The 22,244-nt window shown below is 58.8% G+C and carries 18 protein-coding genes and 2 pseudogenes; 14 read left to right on the forward strand and 6 right to left on the reverse strand.

What is annotated here, in order from left to right; translation table 11 throughout:
* The first annotated feature begins 13 nt into the window (after window positions 1-13).
* The 10 genes and pseudogenes from hisI (at window position 14) to AC1MEE_RS23785 (ending at window position 7,291) form a co-directional block, all read left to right on the forward strand.
* Window positions 14-415, forward strand: coding sequence for a phosphoribosyl-AMP cyclohydrolase (hisI, locus tag AC1MEE_RS23740; RefSeq protein ID WP_480411956.1), 402 nt, complete (start codon window positions 14-16; stop codon window positions 413-415).
* Window positions 408-740 (forward strand): phosphoribosyl-ATP diphosphatase, encoded by a 333-nt coding sequence (locus AC1MEE_RS23745; protein WP_480411957.1) that lies wholly within the window; start codon window positions 408-410, stop codon window positions 738-740. Before hisI ends, AC1MEE_RS23745 begins: the two co-directional genes overlap by 8 nt.
* 26 nt (window positions 741-766) lie before the next feature.
* Window positions 767-1,051 carry a twin-arginine translocase TatA/TatE family subunit gene (locus AC1MEE_RS23750; protein ID WP_480411958.1) on the forward strand — a complete coding sequence of 95 codons (285 nt, stop codon included), beginning with the start codon at window positions 767-769 and terminating at the stop codon, window positions 1,049-1,051.
* A 10-nt stretch (window positions 1,052-1,061) separates the two neighbouring features.
* Window positions 1,062-1,565, forward strand: a complete 504-nt coding sequence (tatB, locus tag AC1MEE_RS23755) for a Sec-independent protein translocase protein TatB (RefSeq protein WP_480411959.1) — start codon at window positions 1,062-1,064, stop codon at window positions 1,563-1,565.
* Window positions 1,562-2,365 (forward strand): twin-arginine translocase subunit TatC, encoded by an 804-nt coding sequence (gene tatC / locus AC1MEE_RS23760; protein WP_480411960.1) that lies wholly within the window; start codon window positions 1,562-1,564, stop codon window positions 2,363-2,365. Before tatB ends, tatC begins: the two co-directional genes overlap by 4 nt.
* Window positions 2,362-3,069: a 16S rRNA (uracil(1498)-N(3))-methyltransferase gene (locus AC1MEE_RS23765; protein WP_480411961.1), complete on the forward strand. Its 708-nt coding sequence runs from the start codon at window positions 2,362-2,364 to the stop codon at window positions 3,067-3,069. Before tatC ends, AC1MEE_RS23765 begins: the two co-directional genes overlap by 4 nt.
* A gap of 195 nt (window positions 3,070-3,264) precedes the next feature.
* Window positions 3,265-4,206: pseudogene (locus tag AC1MEE_RS23770) on the forward strand (methyl-accepting chemotaxis protein); the annotation flags it as partial.
* A 144-nt stretch (window positions 4,207-4,350) separates the two neighbouring features.
* Window positions 4,351-5,064: a methyl-accepting chemotaxis protein gene (locus AC1MEE_RS23775; protein WP_480416325.1), complete on the forward strand. Its 714-nt coding sequence runs from the start codon at window positions 4,351-4,353 to the stop codon at window positions 5,062-5,064.
* Between the two features lie 412 nt (window positions 5,065-5,476).
* Window positions 5,477-6,436, forward strand: a pseudogene (locus AC1MEE_RS23780) (methyl-accepting chemotaxis protein); the annotation flags it as partial.
* A complete protein-coding gene (locus AC1MEE_RS23785; RefSeq protein ID WP_480416326.1) occupies window positions 6,428-7,291 on the forward strand; it encodes a methyl-accepting chemotaxis protein in 864 nt (287 codons plus the stop codon). The pseudogene AC1MEE_RS23780 and the gene AC1MEE_RS23785, both read left to right, overlap by 9 nt.
* A gap of 165 nt (window positions 7,292-7,456) precedes the next feature.
* Here the strand turns inward: AC1MEE_RS23785 and mdoH are convergent, their stop codons facing one another.
* The 4 genes from mdoH to pip all read right to left on the reverse strand — a co-directional run bounded on the left by mdoH (window position 7,457) and on the right by pip (window position 13,437).
* Window positions 7,457-10,033, reverse strand: a complete 2,577-nt coding sequence (mdoH, locus tag AC1MEE_RS23790; protein WP_480411962.1) for a glucans biosynthesis glucosyltransferase MdoH — start codon at window positions 10,031-10,033, stop codon at window positions 7,457-7,459.
* Window positions 10,026-11,753: a glucan biosynthesis protein G gene (locus AC1MEE_RS23795; protein ID WP_480411963.1), complete on the reverse strand. Its 1,728-nt coding sequence runs from the start codon at window positions 11,751-11,753 to the stop codon at window positions 10,026-10,028. The genes mdoH and AC1MEE_RS23795 overlap by 8 nt, the downstream gene beginning before the upstream one ends.
* 264 nt (window positions 11,754-12,017) lie before the next feature.
* The gene (gene dtd, locus AC1MEE_RS23800) at window positions 12,018-12,455 is read right to left on the reverse strand and encodes a D-aminoacyl-tRNA deacylase (protein ID WP_480411964.1); all 438 of its coding nucleotides are present in this window, start codon (window positions 12,453-12,455) and stop codon (window positions 12,018-12,020) included.
* 10 nt (window positions 12,456-12,465) lie between these two features.
* Entirely contained in the window at window positions 12,466-13,437 is a 972-nt protein-coding gene (pip, locus tag AC1MEE_RS23805; RefSeq protein ID WP_480411965.1) for a prolyl aminopeptidase, read from the reverse strand.
* Window positions 13,438-13,673: 236 nt separating this feature from the next.
* On the opposite strand from pip, the gene AC1MEE_RS23810 reads away from it, so the two are divergent.
* The 3 genes from AC1MEE_RS23810 to rarD all read left to right on the forward strand — a co-directional run bounded on the left by AC1MEE_RS23810 (window position 13,674) and on the right by rarD (window position 18,186).
* Window positions 13,674-16,124 (forward strand): glycogen/starch/alpha-glucan phosphorylase, encoded by a 2,451-nt coding sequence (locus tag AC1MEE_RS23810; RefSeq protein ID WP_480411966.1) that lies wholly within the window; start codon window positions 13,674-13,676, stop codon window positions 16,122-16,124.
* A 114-nt stretch (window positions 16,125-16,238) separates the two neighbouring features.
* Window positions 16,239-17,213 (forward strand): serine/threonine protein kinase, encoded by a 975-nt coding sequence (locus AC1MEE_RS23815; protein ID WP_480411967.1) that lies wholly within the window; start codon window positions 16,239-16,241, stop codon window positions 17,211-17,213.
* Between the two features lie 85 nt (window positions 17,214-17,298).
* Entirely contained in the window at window positions 17,299-18,186 is an 888-nt protein-coding gene (gene rarD, locus AC1MEE_RS23820; RefSeq protein ID WP_480411968.1) for an EamA family transporter RarD, read from the forward strand.
* Between the two features lie 232 nt (window positions 18,187-18,418).
* Here rarD and AC1MEE_RS23825 read toward each other — a convergent pair whose 3' ends face one another.
* Complete coding sequence (locus AC1MEE_RS23825) at window positions 18,419-18,937, reverse strand: glycine cleavage system transcriptional repressor (protein ID WP_480411969.1); 519 nt, start codon at window positions 18,935-18,937, stop codon at window positions 18,419-18,421.
* 355 nt (window positions 18,938-19,292) lie between these two features.
* Between AC1MEE_RS23825 and AC1MEE_RS23830 the strand changes: the two genes are divergently transcribed.
* Window positions 19,293-21,485, forward strand: a complete 2,193-nt coding sequence (locus tag AC1MEE_RS23830; RefSeq protein WP_480411970.1) for a malate synthase G — start codon at window positions 19,293-19,295, stop codon at window positions 21,483-21,485.
* Between the two features lie 116 nt (window positions 21,486-21,601).
* Here AC1MEE_RS23830 and AC1MEE_RS23835 read toward each other — a convergent pair whose 3' ends face one another.
* Entirely contained in the window at window positions 21,602-22,048 is a 447-nt protein-coding gene (locus AC1MEE_RS23835; protein WP_480411971.1) for a response regulator, read from the reverse strand.
* Window positions 22,049-22,244 lie beyond the last annotated feature (196 nt).

Below are 22,244 nucleotides of genomic sequence, written 5' to 3' on the forward strand. Positions count from 1 at the left end.
GCCGGAGTCGATAATGAAAGACTGGCTGGACGAGATTCACTGGAACAGCGATGGTTTGGTGCCTGCAATCGCTCAGGACCATAAGACCGGTCGTGTGCTGATGATGGCCTGGATGAATCGCGAAGCCCTGAGTTTGACCGCTGCCGAGAACCGGGCCATTTATTGGTCGCGTTCCCGTGGCAAACTCTGGCGTAAAGGTGAAGAATCAGGGCATGTGCAGAAGCTCCACGAACTGCGCCTGGACTGCGACGCTGACGTGATTATCCTGATGGTCGAACAGATCGGCGGGATAGCCTGCCACACCGGTCGCGAGAGCTGTTTCTATCGGGTCTATGACGATACTGGCTGGACAGTCGTCGACCCGGTGCTCAAAGATCCGCACGCTATCTATCAGGCAGGACACACACATGACTGACACCCTGACCCGCCTGGCCGAAGTGCTTGAAGCACGCAAGGGCGCCGCTGCCGACAGCTCCTATGTCGCCAGCCTGTATCACAAGGGCTTGAACAAGATTCTGGAAAAGGTCGGTGAAGAATCGGTCGAAACCATCATCGCCGCAAAAGATGCCGCCGTGAGCGGTGATTGCAGCGATGTCATCTATGAAACCGCCGATTTGTGGTTTCACAGCATGGTGATGCTTGCAGCATTGGGCCAGCACCCTCAGGCTGTACTCGATGAACTGGATCGCCGCTTCGGGTTGTCCGGACACGCGGAAAAAGCCGCACGCTCAGCTGACTAAATAAGAACTATCGAGAGGAACGCTTCATGGGCATTTTTGACTGGAAACACTGGATCATCATTTTGATCGTCGTGGTGTTGGTGTTTGGTACCAAGAAACTCAAAGGTCTTGGCTCCGATGTCGGCGAAACGATCAAAGGCTTTCGCAAAGCCATGAATGATGAAGAAGCCAAGCCTGCAGAACAACAACCGCCGGTTCAGCCAGTACAGCCTATGCAGCCGCCACAAGCGCCTCAGGCTTCGACGCCGCATGAACCCCATACCATCGACGTGCAAGCGCACAAAGTCGAAGATCCGATCCGCAAAGACTAGGTCGTGTTGAATGTTTGGTATCAGCTTCTCTGAACTGCTGCTCGTCGGTCTCGTCGCCCTGCTGGTTCTGGGGCCTGAGCGCCTGCCCGGTGCGGCGCGTACCGCAGGCCTGTGGGTCGGGCGGCTGAAACGCAGCTTCAATGCGATCAAACAGGAGGTCGAGCGCGAAATCGGTGCCGATGAAATTCGTCGGCAACTGCACAACGAGCACATCCTGTCGTTGGAAGAGGAAGCGAAAAAAATCCTCGCGCCGCAACAACCTCCGGTCGAACCCGTCGCAACGGTCAGCCCGACTGTCGAGGCCCCGAGCATCGTCCCGCCCGTTCCTGCATCAGCACCCGCACCAGCGCCCACTACGCCAGTAGCCACTGCTGATACGGCTGCCGTTGCTCCGGTTCACGTTGCTGCTCCGGCCGCTCCAGCGCCCGTCGAGACTGCACCGGTCACACACGTCAGCCCGATGCCGAGCGCGCCTTCCGCCAACGATTCCTCTTTGCCACCGCGAGCCCCATGAGCGCAAACATCCCGGAAAACGATCAGCAGATGCCGCTGATCTCGCACCTCACCGAACTGCGTACACGCCTGTTGCGTTGCGTTGCGGCGATTTTCTTGATCTTTGCCGGGTTGTTCTACTTCACCCAGAAGATCTACACCCTGGTCTCCGCGCCGTTGCGGGTCTACCTGCCCGAAGGCGCGACGATGATCGCCACCGACGTGGCCTCGCCGTTCCTGACGCCGTTCAAGCTGACCATGATGTGCTCGCTGTTCCTGGCGATGCCGGTGATCCTGCACCAGATCTGGGGCTTTATCGCACCGGGCCTGTACAAGCATGAAAAGCGCGTCGCCGTGCCCTTGCTGGTTTCGAGCATCGTCCTGTTCTACTCGGGCATGGCCTTCGCGTACTTTCTGGTGTTCCCGCTGATTTTCCACTTTTTCGCCAGCGTGACCCCGGAAGGCGTTTCGATGATGACCGACATCGCCAGTTACCTGGACTTTGTCATGACTCTGTTCCTCGCCTTCGGGGTCGCTTTCGAGATTCCGGTGGCCGTGGTGTTGCTGGTGTGGATCGGCATCGTCGACGTCAAATACCTGAAAAAAATGCGCCCGTACGTGGTCATCGGCTGCTTCGTGGTCGGGATGATTCTGACGCCACCGGACATCTTTTCGCAGACGTTGCTCGCGGTGCCGATGTGGCTGCTGTTCGAGATCGGTGTGTTGTGCAGCGGCTTGATCGTCAAGCGTGGCGATCACCCGGATGACCAGCCAGACGACGACTCCGACAAGCAAGATCAGCCGCCTGCGACCCAGCCGTGAACCTGCTGCTGCTCGAAGATGCCGACTTTATCTCGGCTGACCGGGTAATCCTGCGCGACCGCCGCCTCAAGCACATGCAAGAAGTGCATCGCTCGGTGGTTGGCGACAGCCTGCGTGTGGGCCGCATCGGCGGCCTGCTCGGCAGTGCCGAACTGCTGCGTCTGGAGAGCCACGAAGCCGAGTTGCAGATCAGCCTTGATCGCCCACCACCGGCCAAACTGCCGCTGACGCTGTTGCTGGCCCTGCCCCGGCCAAAAATGCTGCGCCGGGTGTTTCAAACGGTGGCGACCATGGGCGTGCCCAGGGTCATTCTGCTTAACAGCTATCGGGTGGAAAAAAGCTTCTGGCAAACGCCGTTCCTCGAACCCGAAGCGATCCGTGAACAGCTTGTGTTGGGATTGGAACAGGCGCGCGACAGTGTGTTGCCAGAAATCCTGATCGAAAAACGCTTCAAGCCCTTCGTCGAAGATCGTCTGCCTCAACTGGTTGAAGGCAGCCTCGGTCTGGTCGGCCATCCTGGCAACTTCCCTGCCTGCCCGCGCGGCATCGATCAGCCCGTGACACTGGCCATCGGCCCGGAAGGCGGCTGGATCCCCTACGAAATCGACCTGCTGAACAAGGCCGGCCTGCAGCCGGTCCAGCTTGGCGAACGCATCCTGCGGGTCGAAACCGCCGTCGCCGCCTTGCTCGCTCGGTTGTTTTAAAACGGCCCCCCCTTTAGTTTCAACACCGCCAGCCGATGTATAGGCACATCTATAGCAACTGCACCTCAAGGAGCCGCCATGTATCGCTGGTTAGTCCGAAACCTGGGAAATGTAAGCGTCAGCCTTAAACTGACGATCGGCTTCGGGCTGGTGCTGTTGCTGACGCTGCTGATTACCCTTACCGGCTGGCTGAGCATGACGTCGTTGATTGATCGGAGCGACAAGCTGGTGTCGATCTCGCGGCTCAATGAGTTGACCAAGGACCTGCGTTCCGCCCGACAAGCCTACGAAGTGCAATTCAACGCTGAATCAGCAGCCCAAGTAACCAGCGTTCTGGACAAGATGGAGCAACGCCTGCACACCACGCGGGGCACGCTTCATGACAAGACTAACGTCGATTTGCTCGATGAACAGAGCCAGACCACTGAAAGCTATCGTCGAGCTTTTACCGACATGACCCAAGCCATTCAAACCCGCGAAGCGAGTCAGGTGAACCTGGGCGCTACCGCTGACCGCGCCGTGGAGCAAGTCTCCGGCATCGAGGAATCCCTGCTCAAGGGCGATAGCATCCTGGCGTTCAACGATGTGGTGGGCCTGAGCAAGCTGATTCAGCAAGCGCGCTTTGAGGTCCGCGGCTACACCTACAGTGGCAAGCCGGAGTTCGAACAACGCGCCAACGCGGCTATCGATGACGCGCTGACCGGTCTTAACAGCCTGCCAGGCTCCATACCGTCCGAGTATCTCGGCAAGCTCAAAGACGCCAGCGATGCCCTCAAGGCCTATCGCAGTGCGGTGGGCCAATACCACGATACCCAACTGCTGAGCCAGCAAGCGTTGGAAAAAATGGCCACTCAGGGCCAGCACTTGCTGGACCTGAGTGCTCAGCTGACGGCCTCGCAAAACCTCAAGCGTGATGCCGACAGCGATCAAGCCCGCCTCAGACTCGGCATCACCACTGCACTGGCGCTGCTGTTCGGTGTCATTGCGGCTTGGGCCATCACCCGCCAGATCGTGATCCCGCTGCTACAGACGCTCAACGTCGTGGAGCGCGTCGCCTCAGGTGACTTGAGCCAGGACTTGCAGGTCGAGCGTCAGGATGAACTGGGCCAGTTGCAGACCAGCATTCAGCGCATGACCGTCGGCCTGCGCGCATTGATTGGCGGCATCAGCGAAGGCGTGACACAAATCGCCAGCGCGGCGGAGCAGCTGTCCGCCGTGACCGAACAAACCAGTGCCGGGGTCAACAGCCAGAAGATCGAAACCGATCAAGTAGCGACCGCCATGCAGGAGATGACGGCGACCGTTCAGGAAGTCGCGCGCAACGCCGAAGAAGCCTCCGAGGCGGCCGTTGCCGCCGATCAGCAGGCGCGTGAAGGCGACCGCGTAGTGAACGAAGCCATCGCCCAGATCGAACGTCTGGCCAGCGAAGTGGGCAATTCCACCGAAGCGATGAGCGAACTCAAGCGTGAAAGCGACAAGATCGGCAGCGTCCTCGACGTGATCAAATCCGTCGCCCAGCAGACCAATCTGCTGGCACTCAACGCCGCCATTGAGGCGGCGCGAGCCGGGGAAGCCGGTCGTGGTTTCGCCGTGGTTGCCGATGAAGTGCGCAGCCTGGCCCAACGCACGCAGAAATCCACCGAAGAGATCGAAGGGCTGATCACCGGCCTGCAAAACGGCACCCAGCATGTGGCGACGATCATGGACAACAGCCGCAACTTAACCGTCAGCAGCGTCGAACTGACCCGTCGCGCCGGCAGCTCGCTGGAAAACATTACCCGCACGGTCTCGGCCATCCAGTCGATGAACCAGCAAATCGCCGCCGCCGCCGAACAACAAAGCGCCACCGCCGAAGAGATCAATCGCAGCGTGTTAAACGTGCGCAATGTCTCCGAACAAACCTCCGCCGCCAGCGAAGAAACCGCAGCCTCCAGCATCGAACTGGCGCGGCTGGGTAACCACCTGCAAATGCTGGTGGGCAAGTTCAAGGTGTAGATTGTCTGGCAAATTTTCTGCGCCTGACGCTCCGCCTTCGCGAATAAATTCGCTCCCACAATTGACCGCGTGTTCCCTGTGGGAGCGAATTCATTCGCGAAGAGGTCAGCATTGCCTGCAAAGCTCTATCAGGTATCTCCCGGTTTTGTGACCCCCATCACCCCTCGCTTTCATTCAGACTTTTCCTACAACCAACTCAGGTCGCGCGACACCCGCTCCTGCCGATGCGCTTAACAGGCACAACGATGTTTTGCCGACTTTTCGCATCCATCGCAGGAGAGCTCTCATGTTCCGATCCCTGACCCAGACTCTGGGCAATACAAGCGTCAAACTCAAACTCGCGCTGGGCTTTGGCCTGGTTTTGTTGCTGACTCTGGCGATCACCCTGACTGGCTGGCACGGGCTGGACACGATGATCGAGCGCTCCGAATCGTTGACAGCGATTGGGCAGTTGAGCAATGCGACCAAGGATTTGCGTATCGAGCGGATCACCTTTCGCGTGGAGAACACGCCGGAAAATGCCGCTACGGTGGTCAAACGTCTGAACGAGCTGGAAGCCCAGCTCAATGCACTGCGCAGCACGATGGACGACACAGGCAACCTCACGCTGCTATCGGACCAGAGTGAAGCCGTGCGCAGTTTTGAAAAAACGTTTGATGAGCTTGGCCAAACGTTGAAGGCGCGCGACACCACCCGTGACCAGCTTGAGCAGCAGTCCGAGCAGGCCATGCAGAGCGTGGCCGAGGTGGAAACCGAGGTACTGAAGGCGGTCAGTCAGGAGCAGGACAGCAGCGAGCGATTGGACGAGTTCACCAACATTTCGCAGTTGCGCCAACAGATCCAGATCGCCCGTCATCATGTGCAGGCCTACACCTTCAGCGGCCAGGAGCAGTACGAACTGGCGGCGATTGCGGCCATCGATGAGGCGCTCAAGGAGGTCGGTCAGATAGCTCAGGATCAAGCCGATGCTAACGTCAGCGGACTGCAACAGGCGAACCAGACCTTACGCAGCTATCGCGACAAACTCGACCAGTTCAAAGACATGCAGGTCAAAGCCGAAGCCGCGCAAGAGGCAATGGAAGCGCTGGGCGATAGATTGCTCGCTTCGAGCGCCGAGTTGAGCAGCCGCCAGACGGCTCAGCGCGACACCGAAGCGGCGCGAGCGCGCACCACCCTGACCAGTGTCGCCGGTTTGGCGCTGTTGCTCGGTCTGCTGGCGGCATGGCTGATCACTCGGCAAATCATCGTGCCGTTGCAGCAGACATTGGTGGCGGCCGGACGTATCGCCCAAGGCGACTTAAGCAAAGACCTGATCGTCGAACGGCGCGATGAAATGGGTCAGCTGCAAGCCAGCATGCAACAGATGACCCTGAGCCTGCGTGAGCTGATTGGCGGGATCGGCGATGGCGTCACGCAAATCGCCAGCGCTGCCGAACAGCTGTCTGCCGTGACCGCGCAAACCAGCGTCGGCGTGAACAGCCAGAAGGATGAAACCGATCAGGTCGCCACCGCCATGAACCAGATGACCGCCACCGTCATGGAAGTCGCGCGCAACGCTGAAGAGGCGTCGCACGCGGCGGCCGAGGCCGACCAACAGGCGCGTGAGGGTGACACAGTCGTGTCCGAGGCCATCGGTCAGATTGAGCGCCTGGCCGTCGAGGTCGGCAATTCAACCCAGGCGATGAATCAGCTCAAACTGGAAAGCGACAAGATTGGCGGCGTACTCGACGTGATCAAATCGGTGTCGCAGCAAACCAATCTGCTGGCCCTGAACGCCGCGATCGAAGCCGCCCGCGCCGGTGAGGCTGGCCGCGGCTTTGCGGTAGTCGCCGACGAGGTGCGCGGCCTGGCACAACGTACCCAGCAATCCACTGAAGAGATCGAAGACCTGATCGCGGCCTTGCAGAACGGTACCCAGCAGGTCGCGACCACCCTCGACAACAGCCGCACCCTGACCGACAACAGTGTCGAGCTGAGTCGACGGGCCGGCAGTGCGCTGGAACACATTACCCGCACGGTCTCGACCATCCAGAGCATGAACCAGCAGATCGCGACCGCCGGAGAAGAGCAAAGCGCCGTCGCCGAGGAAATAACCCGCAGCGTACTGAATGTGCGCGATATTTCCGAACAGACCGCCGCCGCCAGCGAGGAGACGGCAGCGTCGAGTGTCGAACTGGCGCGGTTGGGGAATCATTTGCAGGGGTTGGTGGGGAGGTTTCGGGTTTAGACAGATAGACCGAGGTGCGACCTTCGCGAATGAATTCGCTCCCACAGGTATTTGCATCGGTCTGTGTGGGAGCGAATTCATTCGCGAAGGGGGACGACACGGTATCCGCTCATAAAAAAACGCCCTTGAAGTTTCCCTCAAGGGCGCTGTTTTTTTACCGCGCTATCAAGCGTTGGCCAGTTGGTGTCCCGCTGGATGCGTGGCGGGCTGCAATGGCAACAGAGGCGCATGCGGATCGGCTGCGATCGACTGCCGCCAGGCGGCAAGCCACTCGGGGTGGCCTTCGCTCCAGACCTGCTCATGCAGACGCGCCAGCACCACCGGGTCACTCAACAGCATCAGACGCTCTTGGTTACTGAGCTTTTCCGGACCGGCTTTCAGCGCCTGACGAACCCGCTCGATGCGTGTCCATTCAACCGGTTCGGCCTGTGTGTGCCGCGACGTGGCCAAGGCGCACGCCAATGCGTTCTGTTGCGGATCGACTACGGCCCGGATGAAGCCCTGTTTCAATGCATGCCAACGGTTTTCATGGGTGTAGTGATCAGTCGCGATCAGCTCTTGTGGCGGCGCGTACTCCTCAGGGATCAGGAATAACTTCTCGTCCCGAGCCTTGAGGCCCAGCCCGACACGGCTGGAAATCACCGAGACCGGAATCGACAGCATCAACGAACCGACAATTGGCGCCAGCCACCAGAGGAAGCTCGGGTTCAGCGAGGCGACCAACAGTCCCCAGCACAAACCCAGCAGGGTTTGCGGACCGTGGCGCTTGACCGCTTCGCCCCATGGCGTGGAGTCATCGTCACGTTGCGGCGAGTTCCAGGTCGCGGCCCAACCGAGGAACGCGGCCAGTACGAAACGGGTGTGGAACAGCATGCGTACCGGCGCCAACAGCACCGAGAACAGCATTTCCATCAACATGGACAGGGTCACTTTGATGCGCCCGCCAAACCCTTCCGCGCCCTTGGCCCAGATCAGAATGATACTGAGCAGCTTAGGCAGGAACAGCAACACGATGGTGGTCGAGAACAGCGCGACTGCCTTGTCCGGATGCCATTGCGGCCACAGCGGATACAGCTGGCGTGGCTCCATGAAGTACTGCGGCTCCATCAGCGTGTTGACCGCCAGCAAAGCCGTCGACAGCACGAGGAAGAAGAACCACAACGGCGCCGACAGGTACGACATCACCCCGGTCAGGAACACCGCACGGTGTACCGGGTGCATGCCCTTGACCAGGAACAGCCGGAAGTTCATCAGGTTACCGTGGCACCAGCGACGGTCGCGTTTGAGTTCGTCCAGCAAGTTGGGCGGCAATTCTTCATAGCTGCCCGGTAGATCGTAGGCAATCCACACGCCCCAACCGGCACGGCGCATCAGCGCGGCTTCGACGAAGTCGTGGGACAGGATCGCACCGGCGAACGCACCTTTACCGGGCAACGGCGCCAAGGCGCAGTGCTCGATGAACGGCTTCATGCGGATGATCGCGTTATGGCCCCAATAGTGGGATTCGCCCAACTGCCAGAAGTGCAGACCGGCGGTGAAAAGCGGCCCATACACACGCGTGGCGAATTGCTGCATGCGCGCATACAGCGTGTCCATGCCCGACGCCCGTGGCGCGGTCTGGATGATCCCGGCGTCCGGCGTGGCTTCCATCAAGCGCACCAGACTGGTCAGGCATTCACCGCTCATGACACTGTCGGCATCGAGCACGACCATGTAACGGTAATCACCGCCCCAGCGGCGGCAGAAGTCGTCGAGGTTGCCGCTTTTGCGTTTTACACGACGGCGACGGCGGCGATAGAAAATCTTGCCGAAGCCTTTGCTTTCACGGCAGACCTCAAGCCAGGCTTGCTGTTCGGCGACAGCAATATCCGTGTCGTTGGTGTCGCTGAGGACGAAAAAGTCGAAGCGATCCAGATCCCCCGTGGCAGCCACCGATTCGAAGGTAGCGCGCAAACCTGCGAACACACGCGGGACGTCTTCGTTGCAGATCGGCATCACGATGGCGGTGCGGGCACCGACTTCGATGGGCTCGTTGCCTGCGCTGGCACCGGAGATACGGTATTTGTCATGCCCGGTGAGCAATTCGAGAAAGCCCATCAGCGCGGTCCAGAAACCCGCCGACACCCAGCAGAACAGAATCCCGAACAACAGCAGAATACTGGTCTGCAAGGCATAGGGCAGCACTTGCACAGCAGTCTGGAGCAATGTCTGGTGAGTGATTTCATCCAGTGAAACGAAGGACCAGCCTTGATAAGGCATGATCCCTTTCATGTACCAGCTGGCGACGATGGTTTGACCCAGCATCAGCACCAGCAGGATGTAGCGACGCAAGGAACCGACGAAACGCCAGCGTGCCGAGGGCAGCTCGCGCTTGTCCGGCTCAGGAGCGTTTGTACGCCCCGTCAATCGGCGCCAGCCACGCACCAGAATATTGGTGCGCCATGGCTCGGGGATGACCTTGGTACGACGAATCGGCGGCGTAGCTTTCAGGCTGACCCGACCGCCGGCGTCGAGGACGAGCATTTCAGCCTCTTCCAGCTCGGCAGCGGTGGTCAATGTCAGGCGACGACCCACCGAAGCCTGAGCAGCGTCGACGGCATCGGTGATCGGCTGCGCTGAAAGACGCTCATGCAGCTCGGTGAACGAGGTGCAACTTGCGAGTTCCGCACGTTGCGCATCGCTCATCGGCAAATGTGCCAGGTACTCGGTCAGAGACACTGGCACGGACTGGGAATTACTCATCGGCAGGCAACTGGTAGCTCCAGGTCTCGGTCAATATTTGCACATTATTGGCCGGTTCCGGATTAATAGGGGCAGTCTCGGCTTCAGGCTGCGGAGTCTGTGTCTGTTTTTCCTTTTTCTCTGCCCTGGCAACCTTGTCCGCTTTACTCACAACAGCGGCGGTAAACTCCTTGGCCGGTTCTGCAGCCACATCCCTGAGCAGAGCCGCACGCATTTCGATCGGCTTCTTGGAATCCTTGACCTTGATCCGCAGCGTCAAACGCCAGCCCTTGGTTTCAGGGTTGTAACGCAAGTTGTTTTCAAGCAGATCGGTGTTGTCATCGGTGGTCACCTGACTACGAACGGGTGCATCCGCAGGCAATGTCGCCAATACCGAACCTTCAAAGTCGACCAGAAATGCCCCGCTGCCATCCGGCTGACGGATCAGGTTGGACTGTTTGACGTCGCCGGTAGAACGCAAGGTCTGCTTGACCCAGCCCAGATCAGGCGAATGGAGGGCAGCTTCGTCCATGGTCCAATGCAAACGATAGCTGAAATCCAGCGGCTGGCCTGGCTCAGGCAACTTTTCCGGGTTCCAGAACGCTACGATATTGTCGTTGGTTTCATCGGCCGTCGGAATTTCGACCAGATCGACGGTGCCCTTGCCCCAATCGCCTTTTGGCTCGATCCAGCCGCTCGGACGTTTGTCGTAACGGTCGTCGAGGTCCTCGTAATGGCTGAACTTACGGCCACGCTGAAGCAGACCGAAACCACGCGGGTTCTCGACCGAGAAGTTGCTGACAGACAGGTGTTTCGGGTTGTTCAACGGACGCCAGATCCACTCACCGTTGGCCGCCTTGATCGACAGGCCGCTGGAATCGTGCAGTTCGCGACGATAGTTCAGCACTTTGGAGGGCTGGTTGGCACCAAACAGGAACATGCTGGTCAGCGGAGCGACGCCCAGCTTGGTGACCTTGTCACGCAGGAACATGCGCGATTTGACATCGACTACGGAGTCGGTGCCAGGGCGCAGGGTCAACTGATAAGCACCGGTCGCACGCGGCGAGTCGAGCAAGGCGTAGATCACGAGTTGCTTGTCGGTTGGTTTCGGACGCTCGATCCAGAACTCGGTGAAACGCGGGAATTCTTCGCCCGACGGCAATGCGGTATCGACTGCCATGCCACGCGCGGACAAACCATAGACCTGGCCTTTACCCACTACCCGGAAGTAGCTGGCGCCCAACATGGTCATGATTTCATCGTTTTTGTCATCTTTGTTAAGCGGGTACAGCACGCGAAAGCCCGCATAACCGAGCTGTTCGGTCGACTTTGGGTCGACCTTCACGTCGCCGAAGTCAAACCGACTCGGGTCGTATTTGATCTCCTGGACATCGGTCGCCGTGATTTCATTGATCTTGACTGGCGTGTCGAAGTGCATGCCCTGGTGATAGAAGGACAATTTGAACAGCGTCTTGTCTGCCGCCCACTCTGCCTTGTCTTCACGGAAACGGATTTTCTGATAGTCGGCGAACTTCATGTCGCGGAATTCGTTCGGCAGATTGCTCTTCGGAGCTTCGTACTTCTGCCCGGCCAGGTCTTTGGCCTTGGTCGCGACATCTTCAAGATCGAACGCCCAAAGCGAGCTCGATCCAAGCAGGCAGATCAGTGCCGAGCCAGCTAATAGGACGCTGCGTAACCGCTTACCGGGTGTCATTGGAGCAATACAGGGACTAACAATCACGAGCAACCCTCGCCGAAAAACAGATCATAAAACCAACGGCCAGCTATCAAGTGCCGGGTTGGCGAGCATTGTTCCGACTCCGAAAGGGCTTAAGAATTCCCCAAACGGTGGCAGACCAGCCTCTGGCTATACAATTGGGTCAACGAACGCTGATTCCCGTAGCGCGCGATTATCTAGTAGGCAGCGTTACAACGCATCATGTCCGATGAAGTATTTATTGCTTTTTCACCTAATAAATCCGGGCGACCCACGGTAAACGACCGTTTAGCTCTCAAGCAAAAACGTCACAGGGCCATCATTGACCAGGTGGACCTGCATATCCGCACCAAATTGGCCCGCCGCGACCATTTGGTGCATGACTTTAGCCTGCGCCAATAGATAGTCGAACAGCTCAGCCCCCAGCGCGGGCGGCGCGGCTTTGGAAAAGCTCGGACGCAGGCCGCTTTTGGTATCCGCGGCCAGGGTGAACTGCGACACCAGCAGCAAACCCCCGCCGATATCACTGAGCGACAGGTTCATTTTGCCGTCGGTGTCGCTAAATACCCGATAGTTCAGCAACTTGTGTAACAGTTTGTCGGCGCTGGCCCGCGTGTCTTGAGGTTCGACCCCGATCAATACCAACAAACCCCGATCAATGGCACCCACACTTTCACCCGCCACCTCGACCCGGGCACCACTCACGCGCTGTAACAGGCCTTTCATAGCAGACCCTTCACGCTTCTTCAGGCGGCAAATCGAGCAAGCGCCGGCCAATCTGGTTGGCCGCACGCACCAACGCATCAGTGATGCACGGCTCAGACGCCGCGTGCCCGGCATCGCGAATCACCTGCAGTTCACTGTTCGGCCAGGCTTGATGCAGCTCCCAGGCGTTGTCCAGCGGGCAGATCACGTCGTAGCGACCATGCACGATGATGCCCGGCAAATGGGCGATCTTCGGCATGTCGCGAATCAGCTGATTCTCTTCGAGGAACCCGTTGTTGGTGAAGTAATGGCACTCGATGCGTGCGATGGACAGCGCGCGCTGCGGCTCCGAGAAGCGATCGACCACCAGCGGGTTGGGGCGCAACGTCGCGGTGCGCCCTTCCCAGGTCGACCAGGCCTTGGCCGCATGCATCTGGGCGATCTGGTCGTTACCGGTCAGACGCTTGTGGAAAGCGCTGAGCAAGTCGCCGCGCTCGTCCAGCGGAATCGGCGCCAGATAGTCTTGCCAGTAGTCAGGGAACATGCGGCTGGCGCCCGACTGATAGAACCATTCGATTTCCTGCGGCCGGCACAAAAAGATGCCGCGCAGGATCAACGCATGCACGCGCTCGGGATGGGTCTGGGCATAAGCCAGCGCCAGGGTCGAACCCCAGGAGCCGCCGAACAGCACCCATTTTTCGATGCCCAGGTGCAGACGAATCCGCTCCAGGTCTTCGACCAAATGCCAAGTGGTGTTGTTCTCCAGGCTGGCATGAGGGGTGGAGCGACCACAGCCGCGCTGATCGAAGGTAACGATTCGGTACATATTCGGGTCAAAAAACCGACGGCTCTGGGCATCGCACCCGGCACCCGGCCCGCCGTGGATGTAAACCACTGGCAAACCTTTGGGCGAACCACTTTCATCGACGTACAGCACATGAGGCTTTTCCACGGCCAGATCGTGCCGGGCGTAAGGTTTGATCTGTGGGTACAAAGTCTGCATAGGTGCTCCAAAGGCGGCGTTTCAGGGGCTTCTATTTATTCTGCCGTTGGGCATCATAAACCCGAATCGAGGAATGATCATTCCCTTAGAGAGACAAGGGGTGATCGCAATGGAACGATCAATGCAAGCCATTTACCAATTACAATTACTCGCGAACCACAAAGCCGGACTTGTGTCGAAACGTCTAGAGTAAAACATCCCGCTCGTTATTCGTCTGCTCGTTAGAGGTCGCATTGATGTCAGAGGAACCGCTTGTTCGAGAAGCCGAGGTGGCCGCTTTCCGCGCCGCCGTACTCGCCAAACTCACTTATGCGGTGGGTAAAGACCCGGATCATGCGTTCGATCATGACTGGTTCGAAGCCATTGCACTGGCCGCCCGCGACCATATGGTCGAACACTGGATGGACCATACTCGACAAATTTACCGCAAAGGCCAGAAGCGGGTTTATTACCTTTCCCTCGAGTTTCTGATCGGCCGCCTGCTCTACGACAGCCTGAGCAACCTTGGCCTGCTGGACATCGCCCGACAGGCCTTGACCGAGCTGGGTGTAGACCTGGAACGGATCCGCTTGCTCGAACCCGATGCCGCGCTGGGCAACGGCGGCCTCGGTCGCCTGGCCGCCTGCTTCATGGAGAGCATGTCGACCCTCGGGGTCGCATCCCATGGTTACGGCATTCGTTACGAGCACGGCTTGTTCCGTCAGGCCGTCGTCGATGGCTGGCAGCAGGAGCAAACCGAGAACTGGCTGGACTTCGGCAACCCATGGGAATTCGAACGGCCAGAAGTGATCTACCCGATCGGCTTCAGCGGCAGCGTCGAAACGCTGGATAACGAAGCCGGTGAACAGCGGCAAGTCTGGCGCCCAGCAGAGGTGGTGCGCGCCGTGGCCTACGACACTCCCGTGGTCGGCTGGCGCGGCTCGAGCGTCAATACCCTGCGCTTGTGGCGGGCACGGGCAATAGAAGACCTGCACCTTGAGCGCTTCAATGCCGGCGATCACTTTGGCGCTGTGGCCGAAGTCGTCCGGGCAGAAAGTATTTCCCGTGTACTGTACCCCAACGACAGCACCGAAGCAGGTCAGGAATTGCGTCTGCGCCAGGAGTACTTTTTCGTTTCCGCGTCGCTGCAGGACTTGTTGCGACGCCATTTGAACATGCACGAGTCCCTGCTCTCGCTGGCCGATCACGCCGCGATCCAGATGAACGACACCCACCCTTCGATTGCCGTCGCGGAATTGATGCGGCTGCTGATCGACACCCATGGCATCCCGTGGGACTCGGCCTGGAAAATCACCGTCGACACCCTGGCCTACACCAACCACACCTTGCTGCCCGAGGCGCTGGAAACGTGGTCGGTGGGTCTGATGGAGCGGATGCTGCCGCGCCACATGCAGATCATTTACCTGATCAATGCCCTGCACATCGACGAGTTGCGCGCCAAAGGCATCCACGACTTCGATGTGCTGCGCGCGGTGTCTTTGATCGAAGAAGACAACGGTCGTCGGGTGCGTATGGGCAATCTGGCGTTCCTCGGCTCGCACAGCACCAACGGCGTGTCGGCATTGCACACCCAATTGATGCGCCAGACCGTGTTCGCCGAGTTGCACAAGCTGTACCCCAATCGGATCAACAACAAAACCAACGGCATCACGTTCCGACGCTGGCTGCATCAAGCCAACCCGTCACTGACCGGCATGCTGGTCGAAGCCTTGGGCTCAGACGTTCTTGATAACGCCGAATCACGCCTGATCGAGCTTGAGCCATATGCCGAGAAGTCCTCGTTCCGCAAAGAGTTCGCCGAACAGCGTCTGAAAAGCAAAAGAGCGTTGGCACACATCATTCACGAACGTCTGGGAATTACGGTCAACCCTGAGGCGATGTTCGACGTTCAGGTCAAACGTATCCACGAATACAAGCGCCAATTGCTCAACCTGTTTCACACCGTCGCCCTGTATCAAGCGATGCGGGCTGAACCGAGTACTGGCTGGGTGCCACGGGTCAAGATTTTTGCCGGCAAGGCGGCCGCCAGCTATCACACGGCCAAGATGATCATCAAGCTGTCCAACGACATCGCCCGCACCGTAAACAACGACCCGACTCTGCGCGGCAGGCTAAAAGTAGTATTCATACCCAACTACAACGTCAGTTTGGCGGAAAGCATCATCCCGGCCGCCGACCTGTCGGAGCAAATCTCCACCGCAGGCCTGGAAGCCTCCGGCACCAGCAACATGAAATTCGGCCTCAACGGCGCCCTGACCATCGGCACCCTCGATGGCGCCAACGTGGAGATGAGTGAGCAGATCGGGCTTGAGCACATGTTCATCTTCGGCCTCACGTCGGCGCAGGTCGAAGAGCGCAAGCTCATCGGCGACTACAGCGCCGCAGCCGATATCGCCAGCTCGCCACGACTCAATGATGTGCTGGAAGCGATTCGCGGCGGGGTGTTCTCGCCGGATGATCCCAACCGCTATGCCGGCTTGATCGATCAATTGATCGCTTACGACCGCTTTTTGGTCTGTGCCGACTTCGAATCCTATTGGCAGGCTCAGACCAGGGTCGAAGCGCTGTGGCATGACCCCGAAAACTGGTGGCGCTCAGCCGTGCTGAATACCGCGCGGATGGGCTGGTTCTCATCGGACCGAACCATTCGTGAATATTCGAACGATATCTGGAAGGCATTGGAGTAGAAAAGCTTCGCAGGCTTGCCTGCGATAGCGATATAGGAAGCGGTGTGTCAGGCACACCGCGTTGCGTTACCATGACGGGCCCGACGCGGCAGCCTGCTGCGCGCAGGAGTAAGCATGGCCCACCCGTTTGCAACACTCACGCCTGATCTGGTGCTGGACGCTGTCGAAAGCATCGGCTTTCTCAGCGACGCCCGCGTACTCGCGCTCAACAGTTATGAAAACCGCGTCTATCAGGTTGGCATCGAAGACGGCGAGCCGCTGATCGCAAAGTTCTATCGGCCGCATCGCTGGACCAACGAAGCCATCCTCGAAGAACACAGCTTCACCTTCGAGTTGGCCGGGGTCGATGTGCCGGTGGTGGCGCCGATGGTGCACAACGGCGAAACCCTGTTCGAACACGCTGGCTTCCGCTTCACCCTGTTTCCACGTCGCGGCGGCCGGGCACCGGAGCCTGGCAACCTGGATCAACTGTATCGCCTGGGCCAATTGCTCGGCCGCCTGCACGCGGTGGGCGCGACCCGTCCGTTTGAACACCGCGAAGCCTTGGGCGTGAAAAACTTCGGCCACGATTCGCTGACCTTTCTGCTGGAAAACAACGTCATCCCGCGCAGCCTGTTACCGGCCTACGAGTCGGTCGCCCGCGATCTGCTCAAGCGGGTCGAAGATGTATATGCCGCCACGCCGCATCAGAACATCCGCATGCACGGCGATTGCCACCCCGGCAACATGATGTGCCGCGATGAGATGTTCCACATCGTCGACCTCGATGACTGCCGCATGGGTCCGGCGGCACAAGATATCTGGATGATGCTGGCGGGTGATCGTCAGGAGTGCCTGAGCCAGCTGTCAGAACTGATGGATGGCTACAGCGAATTCCATGACTTCAACCCTCGCGAGCTGGCATTGATCGAACCCTTGCGCGCGCTGCGCCTGATGCACTACAGCGCATGGCTCGCACGGCGCTGGGACGACCCGGCGTTCCCACACAGCTTCCCGTGGTTTGGTACCGAGCGTTATTGGGGCGACCAGGTACTGGCTTTGCGCGAGCAACTGTCGGCGCTCAATGAAGAGCCCTTGAAGTTGTTCTAACCCATCAAGACAGGCGCCACGCCCTCAGAGCAGCGGCGCCTGCTGACGACACACCGCATAATAATTAGCTGCCTAAGGAACAAGCATGCAAGCCGCCAACCCGCGTCGCGGGTACATTCTGGGCCTTACCGCCTACATCACTTGGGGTCTGTTTCCGCTTTATTTCAAAGCCATCGCTGCCGTCCCTTCCATCGAAATCATTGTCCATCGCGTGCTGTGGTCGGCGCTGTGCGGCTCGCTATTGCTGTTGGTCTGGAAACATCCGGACTGGTGGCGTGAGTTGCGGGACAACCCGCGCCGCCTGGCGATTCTCACGCTCAGCGGCTCCTTGATCGCGGCCAATTGGCTGACGTATGTGTGGGCGGTGAACAACGGGCGCATGGTTGAAGCCAGCCTTGGCTATTACATCAATCCGTTGGTGAATGTGCTGCTGGGCATGCTGCTGTTGGGCGAGCGTCTGCGTCCTCTGCAATGGCTGGCGGTCGGCCTGGCCGCCGTCGGAGTCGCGCAGCAGGTCTGGCAGGTCGGTAGTCTGCCGTGGGTTTCACTGGTGCTGGCGCTGAGCTTTAGTTTCTACGGGCTGATCCGCAAGAAAGCACCGGTGGCAGCGTTGCCGGGGCTGGTGGTGGAAACCTGGCTGTTGGTGCCACTGGCGATTGGCTGGTTGTTGCTCAATCCAATGGCGGTCAGCGCTCAGGCCAGTTTCTGGACGACCTCTCAGGCGTGGTGGCTGGCGGCCGCAGGCCCGATCACGGTCATGCCGCTGATCTGCTTCAACGCAGCGGCGCGTCATTTGCCGTACACCACGCTGGGCTTCCTGCAATACATCGCGCCGACCCTGGTCTTGGCGCTGGCGGTTCTGGTGTATGGCGAGCACTTGGCAGCCAGTACCCTGCTAGCGTTTGCGTTTATCTGGACTGGATTGGCGGTTTATAGCGTTGATATCTGGCTGCGCTCACGCCGCCGCAGCTGATCAAAAAACGTACAAAGCCCTGCAAGCCACACTACCTGTGGCTTGCGGGGATCTCTCCAGAGGTTATCCACAGCCTCGTTCAACCTATTTGTGCACAAGCCGTTGAAACTGCTGGTTTTTTGATCAACTTCGGCAAAGCCTTGATGGTCATGGGCCGCAGCCCTGTCTCCCCAGGTTATCCACAGGCAGGTGCACGTATAACTTGGATAACCTTTTCCAGCGTCGACGGCGATTAGACTTCAGCACGCAACACCAGCTCGACCATCAAATCATCCGCCAGATTTTCCAGACGTTTCTGCAGCACATCCAGAGACAACGTCAGCGGCACCGCGAGAATCGCTTCGGCATGAAACAGCGGCTCGCTGCTCATCGGTGCCGGCCTGACATCGGTCACCAGTCGTTCGAGGTTGACGCCATGTTCAGCGAGCAGGCGCGTGATATCACGCACGATACCCGGCCGATCATTACCCACCAGCTCCATCGCGATTGGCTTCCAGGTGCAAGACTGCTCAACGCCGCTCTGCGCGATCAATACCCGGATGCCGTGTACCGACAAGGCCTGCAAGGCATCTACCAACTCATCGAAAGCTTCGGCGGGCACGCCGACTCTTAATATCCCGGCGAATTGGCCAGCCATCCGCGACATACGGCTTTCCAGCCAGTTGCCGCCATGCTCGGCAATGCATTCAGCGATCCGTTCGACCTGGCCAGGCTGATCGGGAGCAAACACGGTGATGACGAGATGATCCACGGTCGATTCCTCTTATTCTGCATGGGGCTAAGTTGTAAGGGCCCAAGCGACGACAAATCAGGGTTTGCCAAGCTGTCGGTCAAGTATAGGCAACGTCTGCCAACGTGCTTTGGCCGAGGGGAAATCACGGGCGCTGAAAACAAACCGTGTACTGTTTTTATTATTACCTGGAACAATCCTTATAATTTTTGAGAACATCCTGTCCCCCAGAGTGACCCGTGCATAGATATTGGTCGCTCAGTGACGTATTTAGTCTGATTTTCACAACCGCGACTCTCATGTAGTATGCCGCGGCGAGCACTACATAACGTTTGATCGATGAAAAGCTGAATAGCTGAGCAGAGTGAGGCAAGCAATGACTGAACACGTTCAAGTCGGTGGCCTGCAGGTCGCCAAAGTCCTGTTCGACTTCGTGAATAACGAAGCCATCCCTGGAACCGGCCTCGACGCCGAAAAGTTCTGGGCCGGTGCAGAAAAGATCATCAATGACCTCGCGCCGAAGAACAAAGCCCTACTCGCCAAACGTAATGACTTCCAGGCGCGGATCGATGCCTGGCACCAGTCTCGCGCGGGCGTTGCGCACGACGCTGCGGCTTACAAAGCCTTCCTGCAAGAAATCGGTTATCTGCTGCCAGAAGCGGCGGATTTCCAGGCGACGACGCAAAACGTCGACGATGAAATCGCCCGTATGGCCGGCCCGCAACTGGTCGTGCCGGTCATGAATGCGCGCTTTGCCCTCAACGCCTCGAATGCGCGTTGGGGTTCACTGTACGACGCGTTGTACGGCACCGATGCCATCAGCGAAGCCGGCGGCGCGGAAAAAGGCAAAGGCTACAACAAGGTCCGTGGTGACAAAGTCATCGCCTTCGCCCGCGCCTTCCTCGACGAAGCCGCGCCATTGGCTGCTGGCTCACACGTCGATTCCACCCGTTACACTATCGTCGACGGGAAATTGGCTGTCGCCTTGCAAGGCGGCAGCAGCTCTGAATTGAAAAGCAGCGGCTTGAAAGACGACGCGCAACTGATCGGTTTCCATGGTCAGGCGTCAGCACCCACCGCCATCCTGCTCAAGCACAACGGTCTGCATTTCGAAATCCAGATCGATGCCGCCAGCCCCATCGGCCAGACCGATGCCGCAGGTGTCAAAGACGTGCTGATGGAAGCGGCGCTGACCACCATCATGGACTGCGAAGATTCCATCGCTGCCGTCGATGCTGACGATAAAGTGGTGGTGTACCGCAATTGGCTGGGCCTGATGAAGGGCGATCTGGCCGAACAAGTGTCCAAGGGCGGCGAGACCTTCACCCGCACCATGAACGCCGACCGCACTTATACCGCTCCCAATGGCAGCGAAGTAAGCCTGCATGGCCGCTCCCTGCTGTTCGTGCGTAACGTTGGTCATCTGATGACCATCGACGCGATTCTCGACAAAGACGGCAACGAAGTCCCGGAAGGTATTCTCGACGGCCTGATCACCAGCCTCGCGGCGATCCACAGCCTCAACGGCAAAAGCCTGCGCAAGAACAGCCGCACCGGTTCGGTCTATATCGTCAAACCGAAAATGCACGGCCCGGAAGAAGCGGCGTTCACCAATGAGCTGTTCGGTCGCATCGAAGAGGTCCTGAACCTGCCGCGCAACACGCTCAAAGTCGGGATCATGGACGAGGAACGGCGGACCACGGTCAACCTCAAGGCTTGCATCAAGGCCGCCAGTGAGCGCGTGGTGTTCATCAACACTGGCTTCCTCGACCGCACCGGCGACGAAATCCATACCTCCATGGAAGCCGGCCCGGTGGTGCGCAAAGCGCAGATGAAAGCCGAGAAATGGATTGCTGCTTACGAAAACTGGAACGTCGATATCGGCTTGAGCAGCGGCCTGCAAGGTCGTGCACAGATCGGTAAAGGCATGTGGGCCATGCCTGACCTGATGGCCGCGATGCTCGAGCAGAAAATCGCTCACCCGCTGGCGGGCGCCAACACCGCCTGGGTACCTTCGCCGACCGCCGCCGCATTGCACGCGCTGCATTACCACAAGGTCGACGTGTTCGCCCGCCAGGCCGAACTGGCCAAACGCGGTCGCGCCTCCGTCGACGACATCCTGACCATTCCACTGGCACCCAACACCAACTGGTCGCCTGACGAGATCCAGAACGAACTGGACAACAACGCCCAAGGCATCCTCGGTTATGTAGTGCGCTGGATCGATCAGGGTGTCGGTTGTTCGAAAGTGCCGGACATCAACGATATCGGCTTGATGGAAGACCGCGCCACGCTACGCATCTCCAGTCAGCACATCGCCAACTGGCTGCGCCATGGCGTGGTCAACCAGGCGCAAGTGCTGGAAAGCCTCAAGCGTATGGCACCGGTGGTCGACCGGCAGAACGCCAACGACCCGCTGTATCGCCCACTGGCCCCGGATTTCGATAGCAATATCGCGTTCCAGGCGGCGCTCGAGCTGGTCATCGAAGGCACCAAACAGCCGAACGGCTACACCGAGCCGGTATTGCATCGTCGTCGTCGTGAGTTCAAGGCTAAAAACGGGCTGTAATCTGCAGAATGCGGCATGTCTGACATGCCGCATTCGCTTGAGCTAGACACAACCTCTGTGGGAGCAGGCTTGCCTGCGAATGGCTGGACGCGGTGTACCTGACACACCGCACCGCATCACCCCATCCCCAGCTCACGCGTGATCAACTCCACCAGATGCTTGGTATCGATCGGTTTGAGCAAGAAATCCACCACGCTCAGGTGCATCGCCGCAATAGCGTCCTCTACGTCAGCTTCGCCGGAAATAATGATAATCGGCAGCGCCGCACGCTCGGACTCACGCACCTGACGGATCAAGTCCAGACCGCTGCAGGGCGCCATGTTCAGGTCAGTGATCAGTAAACCGATGGATTTACGGCTTTCAAGCAACTTCAACGCGGTGCTGCCACGGGCCGCCGTGAGGCAACTGATGCCATTGAGACTGAGAAGCTCAGCCAATACCTCGCGAGTGTCTTTGTCATCATCGACGATCAGCACCCGCTGTTGCGCAGGCACATCCGGCGCTTGCATCGCTTCATTGATGGCTTCGCGCTCTTCATCACTCAAAATATCGAGGTCGGACATACATGTATCACCTTTCCCTGGCGCTGATTAAGACAGCTGATTGCAGTGAATTTTCCGTACGTTTCATCGCTTTCTAGCCTGCATAGTAGCTAAAGCGCCGTTTCATACAGAGTCCGTTGTATTGAGTTAAGCACCTTCCAGCGACCCTAGACTTACGTCCAATGGGCACGGCCCTGCAAGCGGCCGACCATGGTTG

The sequence above is a fragment of the Pseudomonas sp. ASL3 genome (assembly GCF_056680425.1).